20 protein-coding genes and 1 CRISPR repeat array are annotated in these 26,324 nt (G+C 46.8%); of the genes, 1 reads left to right on the top strand and 19 read right to left on the bottom strand.

Translation table 11 applies throughout. The features are described from left to right. Positions 1 to 48 precede the first annotated feature (48 nt). From ACXMYH_RS08795 to ACXMYH_RS08820, 6 genes are all read right to left on the bottom strand, one after another. A complete protein-coding gene (locus ACXMYH_RS08795) occupies positions 49 to 2,202 on the bottom strand; it encodes an ATP-binding protein (protein ID WP_486554708.1) in 2,154 nt (717 codons plus the stop codon). Positions 2,203 to 2,211: 9 nt separating this feature from the next. Continuing rightward, positions 2,212 to 2,904 carry a response regulator transcription factor gene (locus ACXMYH_RS08800; protein ID WP_117483142.1) on the bottom strand — a complete coding sequence of 231 codons (693 nt, stop codon included), beginning with the start codon at positions 2,902 to 2,904 and terminating at the stop codon, positions 2,212 to 2,214. Positions 2,905 to 3,006: 102 nt separating this feature from the next. Further along, entirely contained in the window at positions 3,007 to 4,308 is a 1,302-nt protein-coding gene (locus ACXMYH_RS08805) for a CitMHS family transporter (protein ID WP_486554709.1), read from the bottom strand. Between the two features lie 96 nt (positions 4,309 to 4,404). Further along, positions 4,405 to 5,589 carry a M20 family metallopeptidase gene (locus ACXMYH_RS08810; RefSeq protein WP_015554464.1) on the bottom strand — a complete coding sequence of 395 codons (1,185 nt, stop codon included), beginning with the start codon at positions 5,587 to 5,589 and terminating at the stop codon, positions 4,405 to 4,407. Further along, positions 5,586 to 7,334, bottom strand: coding sequence for a M28 family peptidase (locus ACXMYH_RS08815; protein ID WP_486554710.1), 1,749 nt, complete (start codon positions 7,332 to 7,334; stop codon positions 5,586 to 5,588). The genes ACXMYH_RS08810 and ACXMYH_RS08815 overlap by 4 nt, the downstream gene beginning before the upstream one ends. 18 nt (positions 7,335 to 7,352) lie before the next feature. Beyond that, entirely contained in the window at positions 7,353 to 8,747 is a 1,395-nt protein-coding gene (locus tag ACXMYH_RS08820; protein ID WP_015554462.1) for a YfcC family protein, read from the bottom strand. Between the two features lie 177 nt (positions 8,748 to 8,924). Between ACXMYH_RS08820 and ACXMYH_RS08825 the strand changes: the two genes are divergently transcribed. Next, complete coding sequence (locus ACXMYH_RS08825; protein WP_486554711.1) at positions 8,925 to 9,812, top strand: LysR family transcriptional regulator; 888 nt, start codon at positions 8,925 to 8,927, stop codon at positions 9,810 to 9,812. 260 nt (positions 9,813 to 10,072) lie between these two features. Then, positions 10,073 to 11,882: direct repeats of the CRISPR family, unit length 32 nt; unit sequence ATTTCAATCCACGCCTCCGCGAAGGAGGCGAC. A gap of 182 nt (positions 11,883 to 12,064) precedes the next feature. Here the strand turns inward: ACXMYH_RS08825 and cas2 are convergent. The 13 genes from cas2 to ACXMYH_RS08890 all read right to left on the bottom strand — a co-directional run bounded on the left by cas2 (position 12,065) and on the right by ACXMYH_RS08890 (position 26,314). Beyond that, complete coding sequence (cas2, locus tag ACXMYH_RS08830) at positions 12,065 to 12,355, bottom strand: CRISPR-associated endonuclease Cas2 (RefSeq protein WP_117567102.1); 291 nt, start codon at positions 12,353 to 12,355, stop codon at positions 12,065 to 12,067. Positions 12,356 to 12,365: 10 nt separating this feature from the next. Further along, positions 12,366 to 13,397, bottom strand: a complete 1,032-nt coding sequence (cas1c, locus tag ACXMYH_RS08835) for a type I-C CRISPR-associated endonuclease Cas1c (protein ID WP_486554712.1) — start codon at positions 13,395 to 13,397, stop codon at positions 12,366 to 12,368. Next, positions 13,394 to 14,059, bottom strand: coding sequence for a CRISPR-associated protein Cas4 (gene cas4, locus ACXMYH_RS08840; protein WP_486554713.1), 666 nt, complete (start codon positions 14,057 to 14,059; stop codon positions 13,394 to 13,396). Before cas4 ends, cas1c begins: the two co-directional genes overlap by 4 nt. After that, positions 14,056 to 14,970: a type I-C CRISPR-associated protein Cas7/Csd2 gene (cas7c, locus tag ACXMYH_RS08845; RefSeq protein WP_486554714.1), complete on the bottom strand. Its 915-nt coding sequence runs from the start codon at positions 14,968 to 14,970 to the stop codon at positions 14,056 to 14,058. Before cas7c ends, cas4 begins: the two co-directional genes overlap by 4 nt. Next, complete coding sequence (gene cas8c, locus ACXMYH_RS08850) at positions 14,967 to 16,715, bottom strand: type I-C CRISPR-associated protein Cas8c/Csd1 (protein WP_486554715.1); 1,749 nt, start codon at positions 16,713 to 16,715, stop codon at positions 14,967 to 14,969. The genes cas7c and cas8c overlap by 4 nt, the downstream gene beginning before the upstream one ends. Next, positions 16,712 to 17,368 (bottom strand): type I-C CRISPR-associated protein Cas5c, encoded by a 657-nt coding sequence (cas5c, locus tag ACXMYH_RS08855; protein WP_486554716.1) that lies wholly within the window; start codon positions 17,366 to 17,368, stop codon positions 16,712 to 16,714. The genes cas8c and cas5c overlap by 4 nt, the downstream gene beginning before the upstream one ends. A 437-nt stretch (positions 17,369 to 17,805) precedes the next feature. Next, on the bottom strand, positions 17,806 to 19,965 hold the full coding sequence (gene cas3 / locus ACXMYH_RS08860; RefSeq protein WP_486554717.1) for a CRISPR-associated helicase Cas3': 2,160 nt from the start codon (positions 19,963 to 19,965) through the stop codon (positions 17,806 to 17,808). Between the two features lie 344 nt (positions 19,966 to 20,309). Further along, entirely contained in the window at positions 20,310 to 21,059 is a 750-nt protein-coding gene (locus ACXMYH_RS08865) for a YoaK family protein (protein WP_486554718.1), read from the bottom strand. 159 nt (positions 21,060 to 21,218) lie between these two features. Next, positions 21,219 to 22,460 carry a peptidase T gene (gene pepT / locus ACXMYH_RS08870; protein WP_486554719.1) on the bottom strand — a complete coding sequence of 414 codons (1,242 nt, stop codon included), beginning with the start codon at positions 22,458 to 22,460 and terminating at the stop codon, positions 21,219 to 21,221. Between the two features lie 164 nt (positions 22,461 to 22,624). Beyond that, positions 22,625 to 23,500 carry a protease modulator HflC gene (hflC, locus tag ACXMYH_RS08875; protein WP_015554456.1) on the bottom strand — a complete coding sequence of 292 codons (876 nt, stop codon included), beginning with the start codon at positions 23,498 to 23,500 and terminating at the stop codon, positions 22,625 to 22,627. Continuing rightward, positions 23,501 to 24,664 (bottom strand): FtsH protease activity modulator HflK, encoded by a 1,164-nt coding sequence (hflK, locus tag ACXMYH_RS08880; RefSeq protein ID WP_486554720.1) that lies wholly within the window; start codon positions 24,662 to 24,664, stop codon positions 23,501 to 23,503. Beyond that, on the bottom strand, positions 24,661 to 25,218 hold the full coding sequence (locus ACXMYH_RS08885; RefSeq protein ID WP_486554721.1) for a Holliday junction resolvase RecU: 558 nt from the start codon (positions 25,216 to 25,218) through the stop codon (positions 24,661 to 24,663). The genes hflK and ACXMYH_RS08885 overlap by 4 nt, the downstream gene beginning before the upstream one ends. 100 nt (positions 25,219 to 25,318) lie before the next feature. Further along, positions 25,319 to 26,314 (bottom strand): RluA family pseudouridine synthase, encoded by a 996-nt coding sequence (locus ACXMYH_RS08890; protein ID WP_486554722.1) that lies wholly within the window; start codon positions 26,312 to 26,314, stop codon positions 25,319 to 25,321. Positions 26,315 to 26,324 lie beyond the last annotated feature (10 nt).

Below are 26,324 nucleotides of genomic sequence, written 5' to 3' on the forward strand. Positions count from 1 at the left end.
CATCATTATACGTTATTTTCCTGTTTTCCGCAAGGGATTATTCTCGGTTTACCCCTCAAACATCTCCGCAAATTCCTCCGCAAACTCATCTTTCAGCATAAACCGGTCGATCATGCCGTTGTTCAGGTACCATTCGAAATCGGCTCCTCCCTGTTCCGCGATCAGGATCAGACGAATCTCCGGATTGATGCGGCGAACTACCTCACACAGTTCGATTCCGTTCATGGTCGGCAGTGTGTACTCCGCGATCAGAAGATCATAGGCTGACGGATCTTTCTGGACCCGGTCGATAAGGGCCGCCGGGTGTGCATATAGATCCACTGTCTTCCGGCTGTGAGATGCGGCCGCTTTCCAGGTCTTTGCAGATTCTTCGCCGGATACAATGGCGATCTTTTGTACATGCTTCAGCCGTTTCCGGCCGTCAGCTTCCACTTCCTGGCCGCTCTGCGGGATCTCAATGACAAATGTTGTTCCCTCACCCGCTTTGCTCTCTATACAGATCGTTCCACCGACCGATGTCACCATATTCCGAACCACCGAAAGACCGAGTCCGGTACCCTGTCTCGATCCTTTTGTTGTGTAGAACGGTTCAAAGATCTTCTGCATGGCATCATCTCCGATTCCGCAGCCGGTATCAGATACCTGCAGGCGGATCGCATCGTTCCCTTTTGCCGTCAACCGGATCCACAACTCCTTTCTCTCGGTCTTTTCCATAGCCTGAAACGCGTTTTTGCAGAGATTCATCAAAATGTGCTCCGCCATCCGTCTGCGTCCTAACACATATAGCGGTTCCTCCGCAATCTCTGTTTTCAACGTGATCGCCGCCGGGGCAAGCTGCCGCACGATGGATACCGCATTCCTGACTTCTTCCGTAAAGTTCAGTGGTTCCAGCCGCACACCGGTATCCTGTCTGGAAAAGGCGAGCAGTTCTTTTGACAGATTCGATGCCTGATCCACCGACTTCGTGATCTCATGGATCATCTCCTGATTCTCGGAAGAAATGGATTCATCATTCTCAAGAAGCTCCGCATAGATCAGCACCGGTGTCAGATAATTGTTGAATTCATGTGCAATGTGGCTCGCCATCATTCCCAGAGACTGGATCCGCTGGTAATGCCGGATCTCGTTGTTCTTCTGGACCAGCATCTCCATTCCGCGATTGATCTCCTTTAAATATGCGATCTCCTTCTGCTGGGATTCCGCCAGAAAACGGTTCCTCAGGAAAAACACCATGATCACCACAAGGATCATCATATACAGGACCATCACGCCGGTCAGCATGGCCATCATGCTCTCAAGCGGTCCCGAAAGTTCATGAACCGGCAGTGTGGAATTGACAATCCAGCGTTCTCCCTGGATCGAGATCGCCTGAAATGCAACGACGCGGCGGACTTTTTTTAATCCAGGATCATCCCAGACATATGTATCGATCACACCGGTTCCGGAGTTCTCATTTTCCTGCCTCATGATCCAGGCATTCAGGCTGCTCATGTCAAGATATGGATACCTCTCAATACGTCCATCTACCGCTTTAAGACCGATCTGGTTCTTTACATGATGCATGATGATGTTCATATTCTGGTCTTTGACGCTGGAATATCCGGCTTCTCCGATCTTTACCGGCGCGACGATCTTCTCATACAGCGCTCCAAGGTCCATGGCAAATGTGAGCATATAGACCTCAGATCCGACAGGGACATTCTTCTCAATATAAAGCTCATACCATCCCGTCTGATCTGATATTTCTTTTCCCGTGATCTCTGCAGGATGATTTCCGTTCTGGGAATCCACTATTTTCACTTCTCCGTCCGCAGATTCCTGAAATGTCTTTTTCCCCGGTTCATACCGGAATTTTGTTCCATCCGGTTCCGTCACAGTAATCCAGTTATAGATCCCTGCATTTTCCTTTAAAAAGTAGGCTGTCCTCGCATTGATTCCGCCAGACTCCGCCCAGACATTTTCCGGCATTCCTTCCCGGGAATAAAACAGGTCAATCTCCTCCAGCTGTTGTTCCATGTAGGAATTGAGGTTATTTCCGACGATTCCCGCCATGGTTAAAAGCTGGCTTTCCTCCGTCCGGATCACCTGCTCCCGGTACTGACTGTAAAGCCGGGAACCTGCAAATACCACAATCACTGATAAAATGATCAACAGACAGACCGCCACCAGTCTTAATTTCTTTTTATTTAAAAATTCTTCCATTTTTTATCCCTATACATTCAGCATATATCCAATTCCGCGCACCGTCTTCAGATACCGGGGCTGCTTCGGGTCATCCTCGATCTTGTTCCGGATCCGTTTCACATAGACGGTGATGGTATTGTCATCCACCACTGCCTCATTCCACACCTGAGTATAAAGCTGTTCCTTCGTAAACACCTGTCCCGGATGCTCCATCAGGAACCGGAACAAGGTCATCTCTCTGGCAGTAAAATTTAACGGCTCACCGTTTTTCAGGCACTCCATCTTTAAGGTATCTACCGTAAACGGGCCCTTGCGGATCCCAGCGTCTCCGGATGCCCCCTGGCTGTAGATCTGACTTCTGCGGATCAGTGCCTTTGCTGTCTGGATCAGGATCGCAGTATGAAACGGCTTTGTCAGATAACTGTCCGCGCCAAAGCCCAGCCCCAGCACCTGATCCATCTCATCGGATTTTCCCGACAGCATCATGACCGGCGTGTGGTCTCCCGCGGCGCGCATTGCCTGCAGCACATCATAACCACCCACATGTTCCATCATTACGTCCAGGATCACCAGATGGAACTGTTGTTTCTTTAAAAGTTCCAGAGCCTCGCTTCCATCGGCTGCCTCCGTCACCTGCATTCCTTCACGGGTCAGGGCGGTCCGCACAGCCAGCCGGATCGCCCGCTCATCGTCCACCAGTAGGATTTTTTCTGTATTCATAAACTTTCTCCTGCATCATTTTTCTTTCATTATAGCAAAAAATCCTGTTCTGCGGTACAAGATCCGTACTGCAGAACAGGGTTTTCATTCGTTATGTATCATTTAGATGGCAACAATGCCAAGAATCACACCGAATACCAGCATGATAAGGCTGATAATGTAGTACGGCGGAATGCTGAATTTCATATGATCTTTCAGCTCTGTTCCGGTCAGACCGATCGCAAGGTAAGTTGCCGGTACTAACGGGCTTACCATTAACGCGAGGTTCTTACCGATCAGCATGGTCAGAGCAGTATTCAGGGAAGCCACGCCATAGGTCTCGCCTACCTGCATAACTAACGGCATGATGCCATAGAAGTATGCGTCTGTTCCAACGCAGAGACCAAGCGGAAGCGCAAGAATACCAAAGATGATGTGAACGTACTTTCCGAGAGCTGCCGGAATGATCGCCATGATCGCATTTGCCATTGCTTCCAGCATACCGGTTCCGTCGAAGACACCTACCATAGCACCTGCGGCAAACAGTGTTGCGGAAATGATCAGGGCTGCCGGAGCATGCTTCTTGATCAGCTTGTCCTGAGTCTTCTGGTTCGGGTAGTTGACAGCCAGAAGGATGCAGAGACCAAGCATGAAGATTACATAGGATTTACCGATACCTGTGGATAACAGGGCAATCACACCTACTGTAAGTAAGAAGTTGAAGATCAGGTAAGCGTTGGATTTTCTTAAATCAGCCGCCTCTTTCTTCGCTTTCTCATCAGACTCCACCTCTACGCCCTTTCCAGCGCCGGCACCATGCCTGATCGCAAACATGCCGAGGAGTACAGCAAGAATGATGTTCATCATCAGGCCGACAACCTGAAGCGGGATCAGCATGTGCCATAACTCAGTGGCATCCATAGCGAGTACCGTAGCCGCTCTCGCTGTCGGACCGCCCCACGGAAGCAGGTTCATAACACCCATGCAGGCACCTGTCAGGCAGAGAAGAATACGGGAGTCAATGTTCATCTTCTTATATACCGGGTACATTGCCGGGATCGTAATGAGAACGGTGACAGCCGTAGTACCGTCCAGATGAGCGATCGTTGCGATCAGCGCTGTAACTACAGTGACCGCAATTACATTGTTTCCGGCTTTTTTTACCAGCCAGCCTACGATAACATCAAAGAGTCCGGTGTCTGCCAGAACACCAAAATAAATTACTGAAAAGATAAATAAGATACCATTGCTTGTGGTGGTTTTGATTCCATCCGCAATGAAGTCCATGACCTCTACCGGGGAGAAGCCAAGGATCAGGGCTGCAATGACCGGAATCACCGCCAGTACCACGATCGGAGACATTTTGCCCTTTAAGAGCAGTGCTACGATCGCGATGATCATCAGAAAACCAATAGCTGCTGTCATAATCATCTTCCTTTCTGGATATTTGTTAAATTCCTTACAGATTCATATTTTACAGACAGCAGTTTAATTGTTCATGACTGGAAAATGACAATTTTGTCATATTTTTGCGGTTTCTTCCTGTTTCCGCTTCCGAAATTCCTCTTTGATCTGTTCCAAAAGCTCTGGTCTTTCAATCATGTCGATGCATGTTCCCGCAAGGATCTCCGAACCGGACCGGATCGCTTCATGAGCCCGCTCCGTCTTTCCCGCATCGAGATATTCCTGCGAATGCGCCGCGGTACCCTCTGGCACAAACGCTGTGCGGATGCAGCATCCGGGCACATCATACATAACATTTCCAAAGTCCGTGGAGCCCGTCTTTTCACGCGGTCCGGCGAGCTGTGGTGCCTCAAATTTTCTTGCATTTTCCATGATCAGGTCATTCAGGGTCAGGCACGGGATCTTTGCCTGAAACGGGTAACTTCTCTCTGTCTCACAGGTCGTTCCCGTCATCAGGCACGCACCCTTTATGATGTCCTGAAATCTCGGAACGATGACCTTCTCCAAGTAATCCGTACTATAAGAGCGAAGTGTATACTCTGCCTTTGCCGTCCCGGGAACGATGTTCGATGGACCGCCGGCATCAAGGACCGTATAATGCATTCTGGAATCCTCAAGAACATGTTCCCTCATAAACTCGATCCCCTGAAAAGAAAGAAGCGCGGCATCAAAGGCGCTCTTCCCTTTGTGCGGGCTCATGGCGGCATGGGCCTCTACCCCATGAAAGGTAACATAAAAGCACTCAAGTGCCATACAGCGGACATCGACGCAGGTATTGGGAGCTGCATGCATCATGAGCGCAAGATCAATATCCTGAAAGCATCCTTTCTCCTTCATAATGATCTTTCCGCCGACCGTCTCCTCCGCTGGTGTCCCGTAGATCACGATCTTATAGGGCTGATCCTTACAGAGATCCCGAAGTGCCAGAGCAGCTCCGATCACAGACGGTCCCTGCATGTGATGACCGCAGGCATGACCGATCCCTTTCAGTGCGTCGTACTCTGCCAGGAATCCAAAGGAAGGTCCTCCGTTTCCCTGTTCATAGACAGCACGGAAAGCGGTCGGAAGACCCGCGATCCCACGCTCGATCTGAAATCCCTTTTTCTCCAGATAATCTGTAAGGATCGCACTGGAGCGGACTTCCTCAAGCCCCGGCTCAGCCAGGTCATAAATCCTGTCTGCCATTTTGGTAAGCTCTGCCATGTAAGGCGCAACGGCCTGCTTTATTGTTTCTTTCTTCATATCTCCATTCTCCTGTCACAATTTCGTGAAGATCCAAAGCGATCCGATCCATTCCTGAATTCCAGATCGATCTCTTTCAGCAGTTTTCTAAGCTCCGTCACCATCCGGTTTCTCTGTCTCACGAATGTTGTCTGATAGAACAGGCTCCAATCCGCGGGACTGTTTTCAGGGAGCGCCTTCGCGGAAGCTTTAAGAAGCTGCAGCGGACCATATGCAAAAGAAGTATCCTGTTCATACGCGGAGCCTGTGGAGTGCATAAGACGGCTGAAAACTCCTCCGACGAGACGGCAAAGGCGGTTATGTTCTTCGATCTTCTCCGTTCCCCATATATGTTCAAGCGTTTCACAACGATCCAGAACCTCTTTTAGAAGTGTTTCGATCTCATCCGCCGCCTGTTCATGCTCCTCTGAATTTTTTAACGTCTCAAAGTATGGAAGCCAGGTTTTTGCATAGCCGCGATAATCGGCAGGAAGCTTCTCCTTCGAGAGGAGTTCATACAGCAGAACGCCCACGACTCTCCCATCCCGCAAAAGCCCGTCAAGATCGATCTTGTCAAAGGTATCATCAATCGTATGCCACCAGTACACGCCGGGGCCCGGAGCATCCGAGTGTTTTCGTTCTTTTTTCGCCTCATAACGGGGATTGATGTGATATGGGATCTCTGCGCCCCAGAGCGACTGGTCCGCTCCCCGCCCGATACGCCCAAACATCATTTCCGCCGCCGGATCTACCTTCCGCACCTGCTCTTTCAGCCATTCCTCGCCCTCAAGCCCCGCTGTCCGGATCGCAAGCGTATGGTCTGCTCCTTTTGATCCCAGAAGATCAAGATTCAGGTGAGCGATGCAGTGCTCCTCAAGCTCATCCCAGTGGTGATCACAATACCAGGTGGATCCCATATAGCGCCCGTTGGAATGTCCCGGCCACCAGGCGATCCGCAGGGAATAGAGCATCTCATCCTGATGTTCTTTCATATAACGAGCAAGCTCCAGAGCCAGCGCATTTGCCGTGCAGTTGTCAAAAGCGCCACGATACCAGGTATCATAGTGACCGGAGAGCAGGACAAAATCCCTGCTCTTTCCCGGGATCTCGGCGATCGGCAGCGCGACGTTTTTTACGCATGTGTCCACCTCGCTGGAAAGCTGCGCAAAAAGCTGTTTTCCTTCTGCCTCATATGTTTTCAGCTTCCGGATCAGTTTCTCCCCGCAGGGCTTTGAGACGGCGACCACCGGCATCCGTAACTGGAACAGAGATGAGTCCATATCCGGAGTTCCCCAGACAGGACTTACCGTGTCCTCATGGACCGCATCCTCGTCGGAGGTCCAGATCTGGATCCACCCGGCCGCTCCATGCTGCTCCAGCAATTTTGCGTAACGCTCATCAAATCCGTACCCGAGGACAAGCTTTCCGGCAACCGTTTCCATAAACTGTTTCTGTTCTGAAAGGGAGACTTCCGTTTTTGTTCCAGGATCGTAAATCAGCGGGATCTCGATCCTCCCTTTTGTGCTCTCCGAGAAAGACCTTGGACGGCAGGGGAACTCCTCACCATCTGCGATAAGGACACTGCTCACCGGATTGCTCAGATAAGCCGGAAAATCCTCCTCATGGCAGGAGATCCCGGATTTTTCCAATACCTCAAGAATATACTCGACCGCGCGATACGCCTCGGGTTCACCAGAAAGCTTGTCGAACGAACAAAGGTACTCCAGATGTTCTCTTAAGCGCTCCTTCACTTCAAAATCCTGCATCTTCTCTTTTCCTCCGTCTTAATAGCCGATCATGAGTGCCCCAAGCATGAACAGACATCCGAAGAATGTCCAGATCAGGAATAACGGCATCATGAATTTTAACCATTTTACATACGGGATCTTCGAAACGACGAGATACCCCATCAGCGCAGAGGATGTCGGAAGAACAGAGTTTGAAAATCCGTCTCCGAGCTGGAACGCAAGGACAGCTGTCTGTCTCGTGATACCGATCAGATCCGCAACCGGTACCATAAGCGGCATGGTAACCGCGGCCTGTCCGGTACCGGAGGTGATCACACAGTTGACAAGTGACTGTGCAAGGAACATTCCGATGGCTTTTAAGGACTGCGGAAGAATGTTTACGATACTTGCGATTGCATGGACGATGGTGTCAAGGATCATCGCGTCAGATAATGCAAGCTCAACACCGCGGGCAATACCGACGATCAGAGCTCCCACAACGATTCCCTTCGCTCCGTTTCCGAACGTAGCGGCGATCTTGTTTGGGCTATAGCGGTTCACGATACCGCAGAGCACACCCATCGCGATAAAGATCGCAGACATCTCCTCAAAATACCATCCGAGCTTACTGAGTCCATAGATCAGGACCGCAAAGCCGGCTACGATCACTGCCAAAGTCAGACCATGGGTCAGGTTCAGCGCTTCTTCTGTATCATCGAAAGTAAATTCCTGATCCTCAGGCTCTCCGTAAATGATACTCTTTGTCGGGTCCGCTTTCACGCGCTTTGCGTACCAGGTAATGTAGACCGTATCGATCACCAGAAGAACTCCGAGAATAAAAATGCGGTATCCCATACCGGAAAACATCGGGATCTCCGCAATATCCTGAGCAACACCGACATTGAAGGGATTCAGGATTCCGGCTGTAAATCCGGATGCGGCGCCCATAGCAATCATTGCGGTACCTGTCACTTTGTCAAGTCCCAGAGATGCCGCAAGGGCAATTCCGATCGGCACAAAGATCATGACCTCCGCAGACATTCCCATCGTTGTTCCAAAAACAGAAAATAACAGCAGAAATGCAGGGATCACAAAATACTCGCGGCCGCGGAAGGCTTTCGCCATCTTCTTGCAGAGAACTGTAAGGATCCCTGTGGATGTGATGATCTCAAAGGAGCCGCCGATAATAAGGATAAACGTAACTGTGCTTGCCGCCTTTACGATCGCCCTGTAGATCAGTGCCGGAACGGTTAAAAAGCTTACCGGGTGAGATTCGACATAATGGAAGCTCCCTGCTTCCACGAGGGTTCTGTTTGTCGCCTCATCCGTATACCGGGTATACTCTCCGGCAGGCACAACATAAGTGGCTGCGACTGCCAGAAGGATCAGCACTACAAGGATCACAAATGTGTGCGGCGCCTGAAAAGGCTTTTTTTCTTTTAATGGTTTCATACTTTCAATCCTTCCTTGATTTGTTTTCTTTCTTAGACTATAATCAAGATATAAAATTAAAGCAAGTTTAATATTTTTATTGTTTTATTTAATATTGTTTATTTTTATGCGAAATTGCAAATATTTATTCAGGGAAAGGACCAGCGAAACGCCATGGATATGCGGGAACAGCTCTATATGCTTGAAATTGAAAAACACAGGGGAATTAAGGATGCGGCGCAAGCCCTGCATATCTCTCCGCCTGCCCTCAGCATATTTTTAGGAAATCTTGAAGAACGCACCGGGACAAGATTTTTCGACCGGATCGGGAAACAGTTTGTCCCAACCGAGGCCGGAAAGATCTATTTGGAACATGCAAAAGAAATGATAAAAATAGAAGCCCATTATGAAAATGCGCTTCAAAAATACATGGGTGGCTCTTCGGGAACGATCCGTTTCGGAATCCATCCCAGAAGAACACTTTATCTTCTTGCGAAGGCACTGCCTGTCTTTTCCGCCCGCTACCCGGACGTAAAGCTGATTCCATATGAAGAATCCACTGAGCAGATGATCCGGCACCTGCTTGCCGGAGAGCTTGATTTTGCCATTGTCAACGAATCCTCCAGCCATCCGCTGCTGGAATACTGCCCTCTCTATGAGGACTATATGGTCGCTGTTGTCTCCGCCGGGCACCCACTGTGCACCGGCGCGGCAAAGAAAAGCCGGAAAGATCCATGTCCGAGGATCGATCTCAAACGATTTAACGGGGAACGTTTTATCCTGCAAAAGCCGGATCAGTCCTCCAGGCACTACACAGACCTTGCCATCGCTTACGATCACGCCGAACCGGGACAGGTCTTTCTCCTCGAAAATCTTGAATCTGCCTGTCAGCTCGCAGCAGAAGGCTATGGGATCGCATTCAACTTCTACCAGTATATGAAAAATTTCCACTATCCCAAGCCTGTCCGCTGCTTCCGGATCGGAAATCCAGCTGATACTACCAGCTACTCCATCGTTACGCTGAAAGGAAAACAGACACTTCCGGCGATGGAGGAGCTGATCCGGCTGCTGCGGGAGTCCGCGTGAGGGCTATTGATTGTTCATAAGCATAAAAGAGTGGATAGTGCCCCGTTCTACTACGGCAGGCAAAATGCCCAACACATAGCGGCTGCATCTATCCACTCATATTATGAGTATACGCAAAATAGCGGAGAATTGCAATGGGGGGATAGATTTTTTGATTCACACCTCTGCAAGATGATAACGATTTGTGACACATATTTCAATCCACGCCTCCGCGGGGAGACGACGTTGAACAAGCAGGAGATAAGGCTTTCGTTGGACGGATTTCAATCCACGCCTCCGCGAAGGAGGCGACTCGTTACATCGTAGGTGACACGATCTCCGTGGAAATTTCAATCCACGCCTCCGCAAGGGAGGCGACTTTATCTTTTTCAACTGCATCTGGTACGTAACTATTTCAATCCACGCCTCCGCGAAGGAGGCGACCCACCCAATAATGCATAAATGATCATTCTCTGGATTTCAATCCACGCCTCTGCGAAGGAGGCGACCCTCATATGCTTCCGCGATTCTCTTCATTTTTGCATTTCAATCCACGCCTCCGCGAAGGAGGCGACGCAGCCATATTCGTGCTGCTTCTTTCGGCATGTATTTCAATCCACGCCTCCGCGAAGGAGGCGACAGTACATATGGATATTTCCCAGGATGCTGCGTCATTTCAATCCACGCCTCCGCGAAGGAGGCGACTTTTCCTCGTTGGCTGTTGTCTGATCTGTTTGTGATTTCAATCCACGCCTCCGCGAAGGAGGCGACTATAAGATCGATTGTTGCTTTGCTGATAATCGCGTATTTCAATCCACGCCTCCGCGAAGGAGGCGACACTGAGCAAACAGATAATTTTGCGTTGTGTAGAATTTCAATCCACGCCTCCGCGAAGGAGGCGACGTTGTCCATTTTTTGCTATCCTTGTTATATGTTTATTTCAATCCACGCCTCCGCGAAGGAGGCGACACTAAAAAATGGGAAAATGGCGAAAACCTTGAGGAATTTCAATCCACGCCTCCGCGAAGGAGGCGACCTTTATGCCGACGTGGAAGAGGACGACAAAGAGGATTTCAATCCACGCCTCCGCGAAGGAGGCGACCCGGCGGAATTTCGTATAATATTAATATAAAGAAATTTCAATCCACGCCTCCGCGAAGGAGGCGACTAACCTGTCACTTTACACGCCGGAGGGGTGGCTATTTCAATCCACGCCTCCGCGAAGGAGGCGACCTCTACCTCCGCTGTCATTTCCCGTGTGAATGTATTTCAATCCACGCCTCCGCGAAGGAGGCGACTGGAAAGACGGCGTTCTCCACATTGGTACAATGATTTCAATCCACGCCTCCGCGAAGGAGGCGACTGCAGCCGGAGATCGTGACGTTATCGTTTTTTGAATTTCAATCCACGCCTCCGCGAAGGAGGCGACAACGCCCGATCGCCGGGGCCTTCACTTGCAGAATTATTTCAATCCACGCCTCCGCGAAGGAGGCGACTATCCTTGATCTCTGCAAATTTCGCGATAACAGAAATTTCAATCCACGCCTCCGCGAAGGAGGCGACCGTTCGATCGCTGCATCAAGCTTTTTGCTTACGATTTCAATCCACGCCTCCGCGAAGGAGGCGACTAGGATTTCATCTATAACAATGTTTTCATATGGAATTTCAATCCACGCCTCCGCGAAGGAGGCGACAAAGGCCAGACGGCAGCGGAGACGGATGATTTTGGATTTCAATCCACGCCTCCGCGAAGGAGGCGACAGCATAAAACCGTATAAACAAACGACACCAAGTAATATTTCAATCCACGCCTCCGCGAAGGAGGCGACGAAACGTCAAATTCAACGCCTTCCGTGTGAACGATTTCAATCCACGCCTCCGCGAAGGAGGCGACGTTCCAAATACGGGCGTTCCGCTAGTCCATAATATTTCAATCCACGCCTCCGCGAAGGAGGCGACTTCCGGGCAGTCAGACAGCACCACGACAGGAAAATTTCAATCCACGCCTCCGCGAAGGAGGCGACTTTTTCCGCAAAGAAAAACAGTCCATCGTCAGTATATTTCAATCCACGCCTCCGCGAAGGAGGCGACAGCATTGATTACTAAAATTCATCTAAAACATCACATTTCCTTTCGACATACTGCACATAAATCTCCATTCAATGTGAATTATCTATTCCAATAATCAATGTATTTCATAATTTTTGTGCATTTTTTTAGGTGCGAATCCCTTAGCATTTTTATGTGTGCTTTTGGTTCGCACAGACTTGCTTTTACACGATCAGCACATCATCGGCAGCTATTCCCTTGTCAACACCGATCTGCTCCACCTTGGTTGCATATTTGTTTCCCAAGTAATAAAAACGGAGACTATCAACGCTGACATCAATAATGTCTGCAAGAAGTGATTTTAACATGATACATTGTGCGTTATCTACGATACACTCAAAAACAGAATTCTGTACGCGTCTGCCATAGTTTACACACTGCTTGGCAACTTTCCTAAGACGCGCACGCCCTGCTGCTGTTTCTGTGTTTACATCGTAGGTAATTAATACTAACATATGTCTCACCTCATTTCCATAAAAATGTTGGATAGGAATCTAAATCTCCGCGTAGATATCGTGCTAAAAGCATAGCCTGCGCATACGGAACCATTCCCCATTCTATTTTTTCATTCAAAAATGGATGGGTAATAACCTCCTTTTTCTTCTTCTGCCATTCCGTTATAAGCTTTTTTCGACAGTCATCATCCATCAAAACAGCTCTATTTTCTTTCTGTTTGAAGTCTTTTCCTGTTACGATTTTTTTGTTGATCAAGGATAAAACAAATCGATCTGCTACTACAGGGCGTAATTCTTCAATCAGATCAAGCGACAGTGATGCTCTTCCCGGACGATCGGTATGTAGATATCCAACACACGGATCCAATCCAACACTTTCCAATGCCGCCGTGATATTATTTGTCAATAATGTATACACAAACGACAACAACGCATTTACATTATCCATAGGTGGCCGCTTACTTCGTTCATGAAAGAAAAAGTCCTTTTTCTGCTGCAAAATCAGTTCGTCATATACTCCAAAATATATACTGGCCGCCTCACCTTCATATCCCCGAAGCTGTTCTCTTGAAATACTGTCCTGAATTCGGCTCAGCGCCTCCTTCAATTGAAATGAAGCTTTTTTCAATCGTTCCGTATCGACCTGAAGAGGATGATCTCGCAATGCTCGCTCAATGACCCAACGGGCATTGTATACTTTTCCAGTTATACAATTTTTTGCGATCTCCAACCCTATCTTCTCTGTTTTGCTGCTCATATACTGCTGTTCCCGTAAAAGTACATTTCCATGAACTCTTCCCGTTACACGTGCCAGAAATTTTCCCTGTGGTGTTATATAGCACAGGGAAATATTTCTGTCTGCACATGCACCCATAAGTGCCGGACTCGTACCGCGATATCCAAATGAGACAATTCCTTCAAGATTATGCAGAGGCAGCCGACCGAGTTCATCCTGATGCTCATAAATGACGACATTTTCACCATCCAGTGCCAGATAGCTGTTCTCAGACGTTACATACAATGTATTCAGCAGTTTTTTCATTCTTCTTCCTCCGTAAGTCTCTTTGAAATATATTCCTTTACACTTCCGGAACGATTCATTTTGGGAAGACAGATATCTTTTAAGGAACACGACTGGCATGCCTTACTATACTTTGATTTTGGCGTATATCCTCTTTGATAATACTGATGCATCTCCAAAAACATATCCTGTACTTCAGTCCGAAGTTCCTGTGTGATCTTGACGATCTCACGCCGCCTGGTTTCTCCATAAAAAAGTGCGCCTTCCGGAATTTCTGTCGAAAACATCTCTTCCAGACATATTGCTTGTGCTGTAAGCTGCAAAATATCCTCTTCCGTATGTTTCGGTCTGCCTTTCTTGTATTCTATCGGATGTATTGAATACAATCCTCTATGACCGTGCAAACTTATACCATCCTCACACTTATGAAACTCAACGACATCACATTCACCGGTCACACCCATTTCCTTAGAGTGCACAGGAAGGGCTCGTACATAAATTACATCCTTTCTTTTCTCCGTCAGATATGGATCATGTGCTTTTTTGTGCATCAATTCACCGATTACTGTATGCTCATTTTCTGCCCATTGATGCTCAATATGAATAAATGCCCATTGCCTTCTGCAGAATTTGAAATGCTGAATTCCTGATATCATCAAATAGTCATCTTCAGAATAACTCATTCAATCATCCTTTTCACTTCAACAGATTCAGGTATTTGTTCTTCGTGAATAGTAACCTCATAATCACGATAATTTCTCGGATACATGACATCATTCTTTCTTGTCACTTCCACTGCGTCAAATAATTTATATGCCGGGCAATCTCCTAATTCTTTACTATGTTTAAATACGATCAATTCACGAACAGCCATTTTTCCTCTTGCGGCCGAATGATCATTTTCAAACATATTTATAATTGCTTCCCATAAAAGTTCCAAATCTTCCTCAGAAAATCCTGTCACCTTTCGTGCCAGATTTGCCGATATATAACCCTCTGCCCTATAAAGTCCATATGGCACGATGCTTTTCCGTCCCATTTCTGTTTTTTTATCCTCAGCATCTTTTTCAGTCGTAATTGCTACTCTTGTAATTGTAACCTCTTGGCTGATCACCGGGTCAATGCTTCTCGCGAATCCAATCTGAACCGGCCCTCTGACCTGTCCACAATTTAAAGAGGCTTTCATAAATGTTGTCATGACCGCACCAAAAGTACGAATATCAAAAAAGTTCTGACACATATAATCGCGAATTTTAATATCTGCCTCAGGATCATTCTTCTTTAATTTTTTCAGACCTTCTGTCACCTTTTTATCATCTGTATCCGTAATTCCAAGATCCTCACAGGCTCTCCTGTCACTTCTATTTAACGGAACATCTTCTCGGATATAGATCTGGTATCCTTTCTCTCCCTCTTTTACCGTTTCCACATAATTTCGAATTTTACGTTTCAGGCAAACGTCTGTAACAAGTCCCAAACCACTTTCCGGATCAATGCGCGGCAAATTTCCCGCATCAGGATCTCCGTTCGGATTTCCGTTTTCTACATCAAACAATATTACAAATTCATACCTGTTTTTAATCACTTCGCTCATTCCTTATCCTCCCGTTTTGTATATTTATCCTGTAACTGGTGATAATATCCTAAATCAAACATTCCCTGTTCTTCCAAAGTCAGGCGCATCGGAATTTTATTCACTTCGCCAAGAATCTCAGTCAACAGTTTTTCATAATAGACTTTTGTTCCCACATTATCGCGCTCCAGCTTCTTGATATGGCTATTCTTCAGTCGAATTAAAATAGGAAAAACTGATGCTGGTGTCGCGCAGGCCGAATTAAAATATCTATCACGAATTGTAGAAGTAATTCCCGGATTGGCATCCTTCTGAACAAATTCAAGTACTGCAAACAAACGCCCCAGCAAATATGCCGGATCCTTACAGCTTTTATTTAATCCCATAAAATTCACTCCTTCCTTCCAATTTGTATTTCGTATTAGATATGATTTGATAATTGCGGCACGCCCCCAGGTCATTTTTTTATCTCCCTGGTCAGCCCGAATTCGAATTAATGTGTCCGTATAAAGGCTCGCCGGATAACGTCCGCCTGCAAGTATTGCCTGTAACACCATAGATGCCATATTAGCGACAGGATTTTTATCACGAGAATTCATATTAACGGTTTCCATTAACATCTCTCGTATTCCTATATATTCCTGCGTCTCCCATGATGGCTTTACAATTCTGGTTCGTTCATAATGTTCCGACAGATGCTCCAAAATCTTTCCAAATGAATTTTGATAGAAAAAGCGAACGGAAATTCTTGCGGCATTCGGTGCAAGACCTAAAATATAAAATTTTTGATCCGGATCCAAGCTAATGTCTTTTATTTCAATAGGCTGGTCTTTCTTTATGCATTCGAAAATCTCATATATCGTCTCCTGATTATCAATGGTTGGCTCAAGAGAAAACGAAAAAATATCCTGATAGGTCTGTTGTCCGTTATCCGCCCAATATATTACAATCGTATCACCTAACTGAAATGTATATTTTCTCTGTGCTAAAAGATAATTCAGTGCTGTTGTATAAGCAAATTCTGCATATTTTCCTACCGGAGCATTATAGCTTTGTTCTTTCCCATATGATTCGAACGCTGGAGCATTAAAAGATACCAGTGCTGCACCACTGGATTGTGCTCCGGGAACACCTTTGATTGCTCTGTGGATTCGAGATACCTTCGTCTTCACTCCAGTAACTAAGCAAGTTCCAATCGCCTCATCTTCTGTCTTGGTACCGGATATCTGCATTTGATCCCACATTGACCGGATTGCTTCATCTTCTTGAGCTTCCAACCCATTCAAAATAAAAATCAGATTGCCGCCATCTGTGATTTCTTCCCAGATTGCTGTTTGGGCTAAATCTTCCGGTAAATGCTCAGGATCCCAATTCTCAAAATATGCCCGGATCGCAGATGCCATTTCTCCTTCCACACTGCCTAACAGTTTTAAATGCTTTTCTTTCGCAACCTGAAAACAATCCAGCATTCGTTTTGAGCTTCCATCTTTATCCAGACCCAACATATATTTGGAATTATCACATAGAAAATTTGCCGCTACTCCTGAAGATCGCGTTACCATCTGGGGAACATTTCTGAAATCCGGAACCAAGACCTTTTTTTTGCCACGTTCTTCTTCCTTTTTTAAGTTTATAAAACCTCTGACCGTGCCATCTGACGCCAGATCAATTGCATATGATACTTTTGCTTCACACCAACCTTCTCTAGACACACGATTGTCTGCTGCCAGATTTTCATACTGTTTTACAAGTGCCTGAAGTATCACCGTATCACCTCGCAATTTCTTAAATCGATTATGCCATGTTTCATGACTGCGCGGAAAAACATAGGCTCTATATGATCAGGATCTGTATAATCCATATCATATAACATAAAGCCCAAATCCTTCTCCTGAACATTTTCATAATACGAATCACATTTTTCTTCTTCCCACAAAGCAAAATTTGCCGGGAACTCCCGACAGCCAAAACATGGCATATGGTAACATTCTCCCCGTTTAAGCCTTCGCATCATAATATCCTGGAACTTGCCTGGATTGTCTGTGCTATTTGCCTTGTCAGTCATTTCAAAGTGCGCTTCGATCACATACTCTACGTCACAAAGAATCAACGAAGCCCTTTGGACAATATCCTCTTTTGTATTTATGTACAGTAGTTTATCTGCACCATTATAAACCTGCAATACATTATTGGCAGAAACTTTGCTCTTTACCTCATTTCTCCGTACACTGGTAAACCGGATTGGCTTGTTTACATAAATCTTGTCAATTACCCATCTAAGACCTGGATGCCAGTAAATTGCTTCGAGAATTCCTCGCGCTGCTGACGGTGTGATTACATCATAGCTGCAGCGTTCCACCTTCATTTCCGGACGGGAAAATAAAGCGTAATCCCCCCAAACCTTTACTTTCACACTCATAGATTTCATCACCTCTTCCTGTAATACTTATGTGATTTTTAACTTTGCAAAGTTCGAATGTGCATTTTCCTGTTTCGTTCGCTGATGTTGTTCATTTTTCTATTTTGTGATATATTGTCTGTTTTTTTATATCTATACTATATCACATTCAAATTTTAAAATCAACACCAATTGTATTTTTGTTGGATAAACTTTCAACGAAATATTTTATTTGTCATATATGAACCATATAAATTAATCGATATTCGACCTATGTTTTTTACACAAACAAATTATTTTATATTATAATTTGTTTGTCAGCTCTTATTTTTCAATATAAGCTGTGGGTTGAAATGTTGACAGTTTTGCCAACACAGAGCAAGGTCCAACATGGATAAAACGTTTTATCCCGTTGGACCTCCATTTTAGAAACAATTAACGATCCTTTTTCTCGACCACTAATAAAATACTCCCATCCCTGATTCGATTTTTAATGTAAGCCCCCATTCCTTCGTATACTCATCTTCTTTACAAAGTTCATACAAATCCCTGATATCCTCCGATATTGCCCGAAGCATCCCGGCATCATACAGCATTTTAAAATTTTTCTCGTATACATTAACACAATACTGTCCTGCTTTTCTCATCAATGATTTCGTATATCCCTTACAACGAATTTCGCTTAAGATCTGTTTCGCCTCTTCCTCGCGCGGAATCAAAATCGAAATTGTATTCTCTTCTATCAGTTTGAACTCTTTTGCAGCTGTCGAGAAATTGTAACTGTTCTTTTTAAACTCACCCATGATATTCTTTTTATCCAAGACATTTCTTTGAAGATAATACAATTCTCTGAAATATTGTTCAACAGTTTCTGGGTCCGAGAAATCCATCCCCCGGTTCATAAGCGAGTTTGCTACATCCATTTGTTTTCTCTGCCCCGGCATGTACTCTCTTTCCGCCAATGAAAAGATGTAGACATTACTATCTTCTGCTGCCTGTTTTCCTTCACGATTGCACCTACCTGCAGCCTGAATCATAGAATCAACTCCCGCAAGCTGACGGTATACCGAATGAAAATCAAGATCAACTCCTGCTTCCACCAAACTCGTGGCTATTAAAATACAGGATTTTCTGCACTCCCCTTCTTTCTGTTTTAATCTCTCCCGCACTTTCTGAAGCACGGACATTCGATGTTTCGGATACATTGATGTGGAAAGATGGTACACGTGCTCTTTTCCATTCCCTTTTAATTTTTCGTACACGGATTGTGCCCGCGCTTTTGTATTGACAATGCAAAGTGTTTGTTCTTCTTCCATTAAACGTTCCACAAGCTCATCCTCACTGATTCTGCCAATTGTCCGGAAACTTGTTCTCGTAAAATACTGAAACTGCTCTTCTTTTCTCGGACATAATTCGCGAATATTCCATTCATTCCGAAACAATCCATCCAATGCAGGTTGTGTTGCAGTGCAAAGAACAAGACTTGAGTGATAGTTTTGAACCAGCTCTTCCATCACCGCCAGACATGGGATTAGATAATCAGTTGGCAGCATTTGCGCTTCATCAAATATGATCACACTATTTGCAATTCGATGTAATTTCCGGCACTTCGAGGATTTATTAGAAAACAAGGACTCAAAAAATTGAACATTCGTTGTGACAATAACTGGTTTATCCCAGTTCTCCGCTGCAAGCTGCATTGGTCGAAATTCCTCGGAAGATTCATAGTCCACATTATAATGATTTTCGAGAACATTTTGGCTGCCCAATATATCCCGAAATACTTTTGCGTTCTGCTCAATTATGCTCGTATATGGAATTACATAAATTACCCGTTCCATCCCGTATTCGATTGCATGCTTCAAAGCGAATGCCAAAGATGCCAATGTTTTTCCTCCTCCGGTTGGCACCGTAAGGCGGAACATTCCCGGTTCTTCTTTTCCTGAAGCAATGCAATGTCGTAAAATTTCACTGCGCCGTCCATTAATAGTTTCCAAATTTTCATTTGACAGCCAACCGCCTACATGGTTGTATAATCTTTGATATAACTTATTTAACGGATCGCCCGCATCTCGATTTGTTGCTCCATTCTCCATGAAATATTCTGTGTCTAAAAAATCCGCATCTACCAGGCAGGAATACATCATCCGAATAAAAACACTAAGTGAAAAATCCGGAGTTACCGTCTTCTGGGGATTGAAAGGAAATGTTTTTAAACATGGAATGTTTATTTCATCTTTATAACGGCTAAAATCATCCACCCCTTTCTTCAATCGTCCAAACAGACTCGATTTATCCAATCCTGATATAGTCCCCGTATTCGGCAAACCTGCATGATGCCCGGCAATACAATAGCTTAAGATCCCATATAAGCCACCCATCTCATAGCATACTTTTGCTCCTGCAGTTGAATGGTCCACTTTAATATTGTTGTCTCCCTGAATTTTCTTCTGAAACCGCTCAGAATACTTACCAATATCATGCAACATTCCGACACAATATCCCCAATCATCTTTGCCAAATGCTTTAGCAAACATTGCTGCCAATTCGGCAGTTCCTATGGAATGCTCTTTTATGGTCTGTTCCCGTTCCCCTTCTATGTGTGCCAGATATTTCATCCTGTCTCCTTTCAGTTCATTTCTTCTCTGCAACGAATTCCTGATATTATTCCATGTCTGAAAATAGCCGCCATCACCTGCAAATCTCGCAGATCCCAGTTTTCTCCGTCAGCTTTCTCTTCCTGACTGAGCCGCACCTGAATCCACAGAATTTACCTTTTATATAACTCTTATATTACCATATTTTTCTGCCTTTTAGGTGATTTTTGGAGCGTTTACTATCATTCGCACATTCGTGTCTTTTTGTGTACCAGGGAATTTTTCGGCATTTCCCGATATACAAAACAGGCAGCCGACCCATCCCTGAATCAACTGCCCATTCCCGTTCATCAAATATCCAATTTTTAAATTTTCTTCTTCTCTTCCTTCTCCAAAATCTTCGCCTCTTCCATCATCTCTTCTGCCTCTTCCTCTGTCTCCTCCGGAGTCTCATCTTCTACCGGAAGTTCACCGATACTGATAAAGATCCGGGCGACGGCAAGGGGAATAAAACCTACACAGGCGCCGAGGGCGTTGCCGAAGGCAGCTACACCAGTGACACCGAGGAGAGCGCCGAGGAAGAACATAAGTACCGTGTTGCTGTAGAGCACCGCTTTTCTCTTAAATTCTTTATCTTTCGTCAACGCATACTGCGTCCAGCCGAGGACGGATTGTTTGAAGTTGTTTGTGATGAAGACCGTCGCACTGTTGAAACCATCTGCGCCGGAATATACACCCCACTGGAATGCCGAGCAAAAAAAGATCGGGTAAACGCCCGCAATCGGCGAGAACCAATCCGGCAGCAGGGCCGTAAGTCCGAGACCGGCCGCATCCACCCAGATCGCCAGCTTCCGCATATGTAAGTTTGTATAGTTTGTCAGCATATAGGAGGCGATCACACCGCAGGCGAAGATCACCATCGCCAGCAGACGGAGTCCCACTTCCTCCCATTCCATAAATCGGACGTTCGAAGCCATCTCCATCAGGTTTCCCGTCTGTGCGGAGCCGAAGACTCCGGCATGGGAAAGGATTGCATAACCGCCGAGGAAACCGCCCACAAAGGAAATATTCCAATGCAGGATCGCGTCCAGACGTCTTTGAATCATTTTTATCATAATCTGTACCGCCTTTCTGCGCATGATTATATCATGAATGCTCTGCCCCTTCAATATAAAGACATGTTCTAAATTACATTCATACATCCAAAAAGAAAAGCGGGAAGCGACATCCAGCGCCTCCCGCATTTTCTAAACAGCCATATCCTGATCCAGATTTTATGCCTGCTTCTCAACCTTCGTAAACTTTTCTGCGATCTTAAGAAGCAGCTCCACGGTCTTCTCCATGGACTGAATGCAGATGAACTCATACTTTCCATGATAGTTATGTCCGCCGGTACAGAGGTTCGGACATGGAAGTCCCATGTAGGAAAGTCTCGATCCATCCGTGCCTCCGCGGACCGGATTGATCGCCGGAATCTCGATGCCAAGCTCCTTAAATGCCTCAGCAGCCACATCCATCAGGTACATATGCGGACGGATCTTCTCAGCCATATTGTAGTAGGTATCTGCGATCTCCACCTCGACTGTTCCCTCACCATACTTCGCGTTCAGGAACTCGCCGATCTTCTTTCCGAGTGCTTTTCTCTCCTCAAACCGCGTCATATCATGGTCACGGACGATATAGTGGAGAGTTGTATTCTCCACATTTCCTCCGATGTTGTTCAGATGGAAGAATCCCTCATATTTTTCCGTATACTGCGGCTTCTCGTTCTCCGGCAGCATCGACTGGAATTCCAGACCGATCAGGATTGAGTTTTTCATCTTGTTCTTCGCGCTGCCCGGATGAATGTTACTTCCATGGATCGTGACTTTCATGGATGCTGCGTTGAAGGTCTCATACTCCATCTCGCCCCAGGCGCCGCCGTCAACGGTATAAGCCACATCTGCGCCCCAGCCGGGAACATCAAAGAAGTCAACACCGTGTCCGACTTCCTCGTCCGGTGTGAAAGCGATCTTGATGGTTCCGTGCGGGATCTCCGGGTGTGTCAGAAGTGTCTCCGCCATGGTCATGATCTCAGCAATTCCCGCCTTGTCATCTGCACCTAACAGTGTAGTTCCATCGGTGGTGATCAGATCCTGCCCCACATAGTTTTTTAAAAATGGGAACATCTTTGTTGTCATCTTTACACCGAGTGCCTTATTTAAAGTGATATCCTTTCCGTCGTAGTGCTTGACGAGCTGTGGGCGGACATTCTCATCCGGACAATCCGGTGAAGTGTCCATATGCGCGAGGAAGCCGACAGTCTGGCAGTTATAATCCCCGTTTGCCGGAATCGTTCCGTACACGTAACCGTGCTCACTCATGGAGACGTCCTTCACCCCGATATTCTTTAACTGTTCGGACAGAAGCTTCGCCAGAGCGAACTGTTTTTCCGTACTCGGAACTGTCCCCGCATCCTCTGCTGACTGCGTATCGAATGCTACATACTTGAGAAAATAATCAACTACTTTTGACATAACCCTTCTCCTTTACCGTATCATTATTTATCAGACATCCACGATCTTTTTTACTGACCGCGGTTATGTCCCGCAGCAGCCTGCTTCGTCCGGATCGTTCCGGGTCCACAGCATCACTGCTTCACAGGATTTTTCCGCTGTTGCGGTTTTATCCTGGCCGTTCCTTAATAGTTTCCCCTGAGGATCTTCGCAAGCTCTGAATTTTCATCCAGAATGATCGTCTTATTATCTCCCTTGAGACTCGCCTTTAACGCGTCCAGACTGCGGATATAATTATAGTAATCGGCCTTTCCCTCGTCATTGTACGCGCCGGAAAGGATCCTCATATACTCTGCCTCGCCTTCCGCCCGGATCTTCTCCGCCTGGGCCTGCGCCTCGGAAATGATGATGGAGACTTCCTTATCTGTGCTGTTCTTGATGACATTGGACTGGTACTCACCGTCTGCGATATATCCGGCAGCGATATTCTGCCGTTCAGAGATCATACGCTGGTAAACAGCCTCCTTGTTGGAATCCGGAAGGTCTAAGAGCTTCGTCTCCACCTTTTTTACCTTGATTCCGTAGCTGTCCAGAGAAGAACCGATCTTTTCCGTGATCATCTCTGCCAGCTTTCCGTCACGGCCGGAGATCACATCTGCCTGATCCGTGGAGGAAATGACATTTTTCACAGCATTGTATACAACAACGGAAATTCGGCTTTCCGCATTTGCCTTGTTCGCTCCGAGTCTGGACAGGTATGCCAGCGGATCTGTAACACTCCACAATGCGAAGGAATCCGTTACCATCACCTTTTTATCCCTTGTATTAACCTCACTCGGAATAAGGTCATAGATCATCTCATAATTAGGAATCGACTGCGTTGTCTGAAGAAACGGGATCTTAAAGCTGAGACCCGGCGTCTCGACCACCCGGACCACTTTTCCAAACTGGAGAATGAGCTTATACTCGTCATTGTATGTGCTCACCATACTTCCCTGAAGCAGAACAACGATCAGAAGAAGAACAACGATTCCTATGATTCTTTTTCCTGTCTTTTTCATTTAGTTCCCTCCTCCCGTCTGTGCTGCGTTGCCGGAAGCTGCCTCTGAAAATGGTTCTAACGGCAGCAACGTCTGTGTGCCGTTTCCGCCGGTGATGATGACCTTGAGATCCGGAAGAACTTCCTCCATAGTCTCATAGAACATACGCTTTTTTGTGATCAGCGGGTACTTCACATATTCCGCGTATGTGTCCTCAAAACGCGCCACCTGTCCGTTTGCCTCGTTGATCCTCTGCTCTTTGTATGCCTCGGCATCCTGCAAAAGCTTATCGGCCTTTGCCTTCGCCTCCGGAATGTTCTCAGACTGATATTTCTTTGCGGAGTTGATCGCCGTCTCCATGCCCTGTTTCGCATCCTCAACCGCCTTGAACGCATTCGCCACATCATCTCTCGGCATTTCCGTATCCTGAATCGACACGTTGTAGATTCCATATCCGATATTTTCCTCGACAAGACGGTTTGTGAGCTGCTCTTTGATCCGCTCCTGAATCTGAGTCTTTCCGGTAGTGATCACATCATCAACATTATAAACGCCGACGGTATCGCGGATGTAGCTCTGAGCCAGATTTTTGATGATAGACTCGTACACACTTCTGTGGCGCACTGCCTGAACCGGATCCGTGACCATGTATTCCACATAGAAATCCACGTTTGTCAGATTAAAATCCTTTGTGATCATCAGGCTCTCGTTCTCGATAGATACCGGATTGTCTATGGAGGCGCCGTCCGCCCGGGCCGGGTCCGTCGTGTAGCCGATCTGCATACCCGTGATGGCCTTGGAAACCTTAGTCACGCGCTGGATCACCGGAATTTTAAAGTGAAGACCTGATGCCTCCTCCACTGCCGGTTTTCCGAACGTGGTGACCACCGCCATCTCCTCCTCGGAAAGAGTATAGAAGCTGTCAAAGGAAAGCACTGCCGCCGCAAGGACGATCACAACCGCAGTCACCGCAAGACCTGTGTGCTTCGGAACCCGGATCCCCGGCCCCTTTTTCTTCTCCTTCTTCCCGGAGCCTTCCTCCGGCTGTTCGTACACCACGCGCTCTGCCTGATTTTCTTTCCGCTTCTTTGCCCCCGCAAAGAGTTCGTCCAGTGTCCCGTTCTGTTTTAACGCCCGGAACACAAACACCGCGATCACAACGAGCCATATGACCATCTCAATCATTCGCCGTCTCCTCCTTTTTCTTCCTTCCGGTCAAGATCCTGCTGGATCCCTTCCAGGTAATGGACATACATGTCCCGGTGGCTTCGGATCCTGTACGCCTCCGGCACCACCTCATCATAGGTAAAGCTTTTTCTTCCGCCCTTTTCCATCCGTTCCCAGAAACGGTTCACCACATCAAAAGGAACATAATAGATCTCGTTCTCCGCTGTAAAGGAGAGGATAATGAAGGCAACTCCGCCCTGGGCTTCAAATTCCTTCATGAACGCGATCTGGTGCGGGTGGATGTTCTGAAGTGGGAACGTCCGCACCGCGCATTCCTTCGCATCAAAGCATACCGGAATCCCCTGAACCGCGCCGATATAGTCGACTGTACTTTTCATATCGAAGTACGCCAATGTGATATGGCGGCTCTTTTTGTCGATCTCGATGGGCGTGATCGGGGTCGGGATCTTCTGGATCAGGGCCAGCTTCTTTTCCCGGTAACTGTCATTGGTCCGGTTGATCAGATCTTCCAACGTGGAACCACGAAGGCCCCTGGTTTTCCATGTTCCCATAGCTGTTCCTTATCATCAATGCAAATATTTTTGAATGATTTACATAAGTTTTTTATGTCAACCATTCGCTTGCCACATTCCTGTCCGGCGCTGCCAAGTTTTACAGCCTGATCCCGGTCTCTTTCAGCACCGAAGCAAAATATCCCGGCATCGGCGCCTCAAATACCCTCCCGGAAAGATAGGCAAACGGTTCCGCAAGCTTCGGAAACTCCAGACGGTAAGAATGCAGGAGCTGATACTTCACGGTCCGCCCTGAGGGGTTCACCTTCGAAACTCCGCCGTACTTGGAATCTCCCACGATCGGATGCCCAAGAGACGCTAAATGGGCGCGGATCTGATGGGAACGTCCTGTCAGAAGTGTCACCTTGAGCAGCGTAAACCTTCCGTCCGTCGCGATCGGCTCATATTTTGTCCGGATCCGTTTCGGCTCCTCGTCTCCGTCTCTTCCTCCAAATCGCTTTGCCTCCGCCTCCGTGAGGATCCGCACCTGATTCTTCTTCTCATCCTTTAAAAGCCAGCCGTCCACCGTCTTCACATCCCGGATCACACCGGATACAAGACACTGATAATACTTGTGGATCGAGCGGTCTTTAAACACGCCGGAAAGCATCTGAAGACCCGCCAGAGACTTTCCTGCTGCCACGATACCGCTGGTATTCCGGTCCAGACGGTTGCAGACCGAAGGGCGGAACGCGCGGAGTCCGTTCTCCGTGAGCTTGCCGCTCCCCAAAAGATAATCGATCAGATACTCCACCAGAGACTCATCGGTCTCCTTAGCCTTCTGCGACAGCATCCCCGCCGGTTTGTTGACCAGAATGATCTCGTCATCCTCATAGAGAATATCGAGATCTACTTTCTTTACCTCCTGCACCTGAACACTGGAAAATTTTTCGATGGTGTCCTCCGCAAGAAACAGCTTCACGACATCGCCTTCGGCGAGTTTTTCATTTCCCTCACACTTTTTCCCGTTCAGCGTGATGTTCTTCTTGCGCATCATCTTATAGAAAAAGCTCTTCGACGCCTCATTCATGTACTTCGCGAGAAATTTATCCAGTCGCTGTCCCGCCTCGTTCTTTTCAATCACGATCTCTCTCATCTTTTATTCC

The organism is Pilosibacter sp. NGB245, assembly GCF_057397225.1.

Bases quoted from the DNA above. Each gene is read 5' to 3' on its own strand.
- ACXMYH_RS08795 (WP_486554708.1), bottom strand. From the start codon at position 2,202: ATGGAAGAATTTTTAAATAAAAAGAAATTAAGACTGGTGGCGGTCTGT.
- ACXMYH_RS08800 (WP_117483142.1), bottom strand. From the start codon at position 2,904: ATGAATACAGAAAAAATCCTACTGGTGGACGATGAGCGGGCGATCCGG.
- ACXMYH_RS08805 (WP_486554709.1), bottom strand. From the start codon at position 4,308: ATGACAGCAGCTATTGGTTTTCTGATGATCATCGCGATCGTAGCACTG.
- ACXMYH_RS08810 (WP_015554464.1), bottom strand. From the start codon at position 5,589: ATGAAGAAAGAAACAATAAAGCAGGCCGTTGCGCCTTACATGGCAGAG.
- ACXMYH_RS08815 (WP_486554710.1), bottom strand. From the start codon at position 7,334: ATGCAGGATTTTGAAGTGAAGGAGCGCTTAAGAGAACATCTGGAGTAC.
- ACXMYH_RS08820 (WP_015554462.1), bottom strand. From the start codon at position 8,747: ATGAAACCATTAAAAGAAAAAAAGCCTTTTCAGGCGCCGCACACATTT.
- ACXMYH_RS08825 (WP_486554711.1), top strand. From the start codon at position 8,925: ATGCTTGAAATTGAAAAACACAGGGGAATTAAGGATGCGGCGCAAGCC.
- cas2 (WP_117567102.1), bottom strand. From the start codon at position 12,355: ATGTTAGTATTAATTACCTACGATGTAAACACAGAAACAGCAGCAGGG.
- cas1c (WP_486554712.1), bottom strand. From the start codon at position 13,397: ATGAAAAAACTGCTGAATACATTGTATGTAACGTCTGAGAACAGCTAT.
- cas4 (WP_486554713.1), bottom strand. From the start codon at position 14,059: ATGAGTTATTCTGAAGATGACTATTTGATGATATCAGGAATTCAGCAT.
- cas7c (WP_486554714.1), bottom strand. From the start codon at position 14,970: ATGAGCGAAGTGATTAAAAACAGGTATGAATTTGTAATATTGTTTGAT.
- cas5c (WP_486554716.1), bottom strand. From the start codon at position 17,368: ATGAGTGTGAAAGTAAAGGTTTGGGGGGATTACGCTTTATTTTCCCGT.
- cas3 (WP_486554717.1), bottom strand. From the start codon at position 19,965: ATGAAATATCTGGCACACATAGAAGGGGAACGGGAACAGACCATAAAA.
- ACXMYH_RS08865 (WP_486554718.1), bottom strand. From the start codon at position 21,059: ATGATAAAAATGATTCAAAGACGTCTGGACGCGATCCTGCATTGGAAT.
- pepT (WP_486554719.1), bottom strand. From the start codon at position 22,460: ATGTCAAAAGTAGTTGATTATTTTCTCAAGTATGTAGCATTCGATACG.
- hflC (WP_015554456.1), bottom strand. From the start codon at position 23,500: ATGAAAAAGACAGGAAAAAGAATCATAGGAATCGTTGTTCTTCTTCTG.
- hflK (WP_486554720.1), bottom strand. From the start codon at position 24,664: ATGATTGAGATGGTCATATGGCTCGTTGTGATCGCGGTGTTTGTGTTC.
- ACXMYH_RS08885 (WP_486554721.1), bottom strand. From the start codon at position 25,218: ATGGGAACATGGAAAACCAGGGGCCTTCGTGGTTCCACGTTGGAAGAT.
- ACXMYH_RS08890 (WP_486554722.1), bottom strand. From the start codon at position 26,314: ATGAGAGAGATCGTGATTGAAAAGAACGAGGCGGGACAGCGACTGGAT.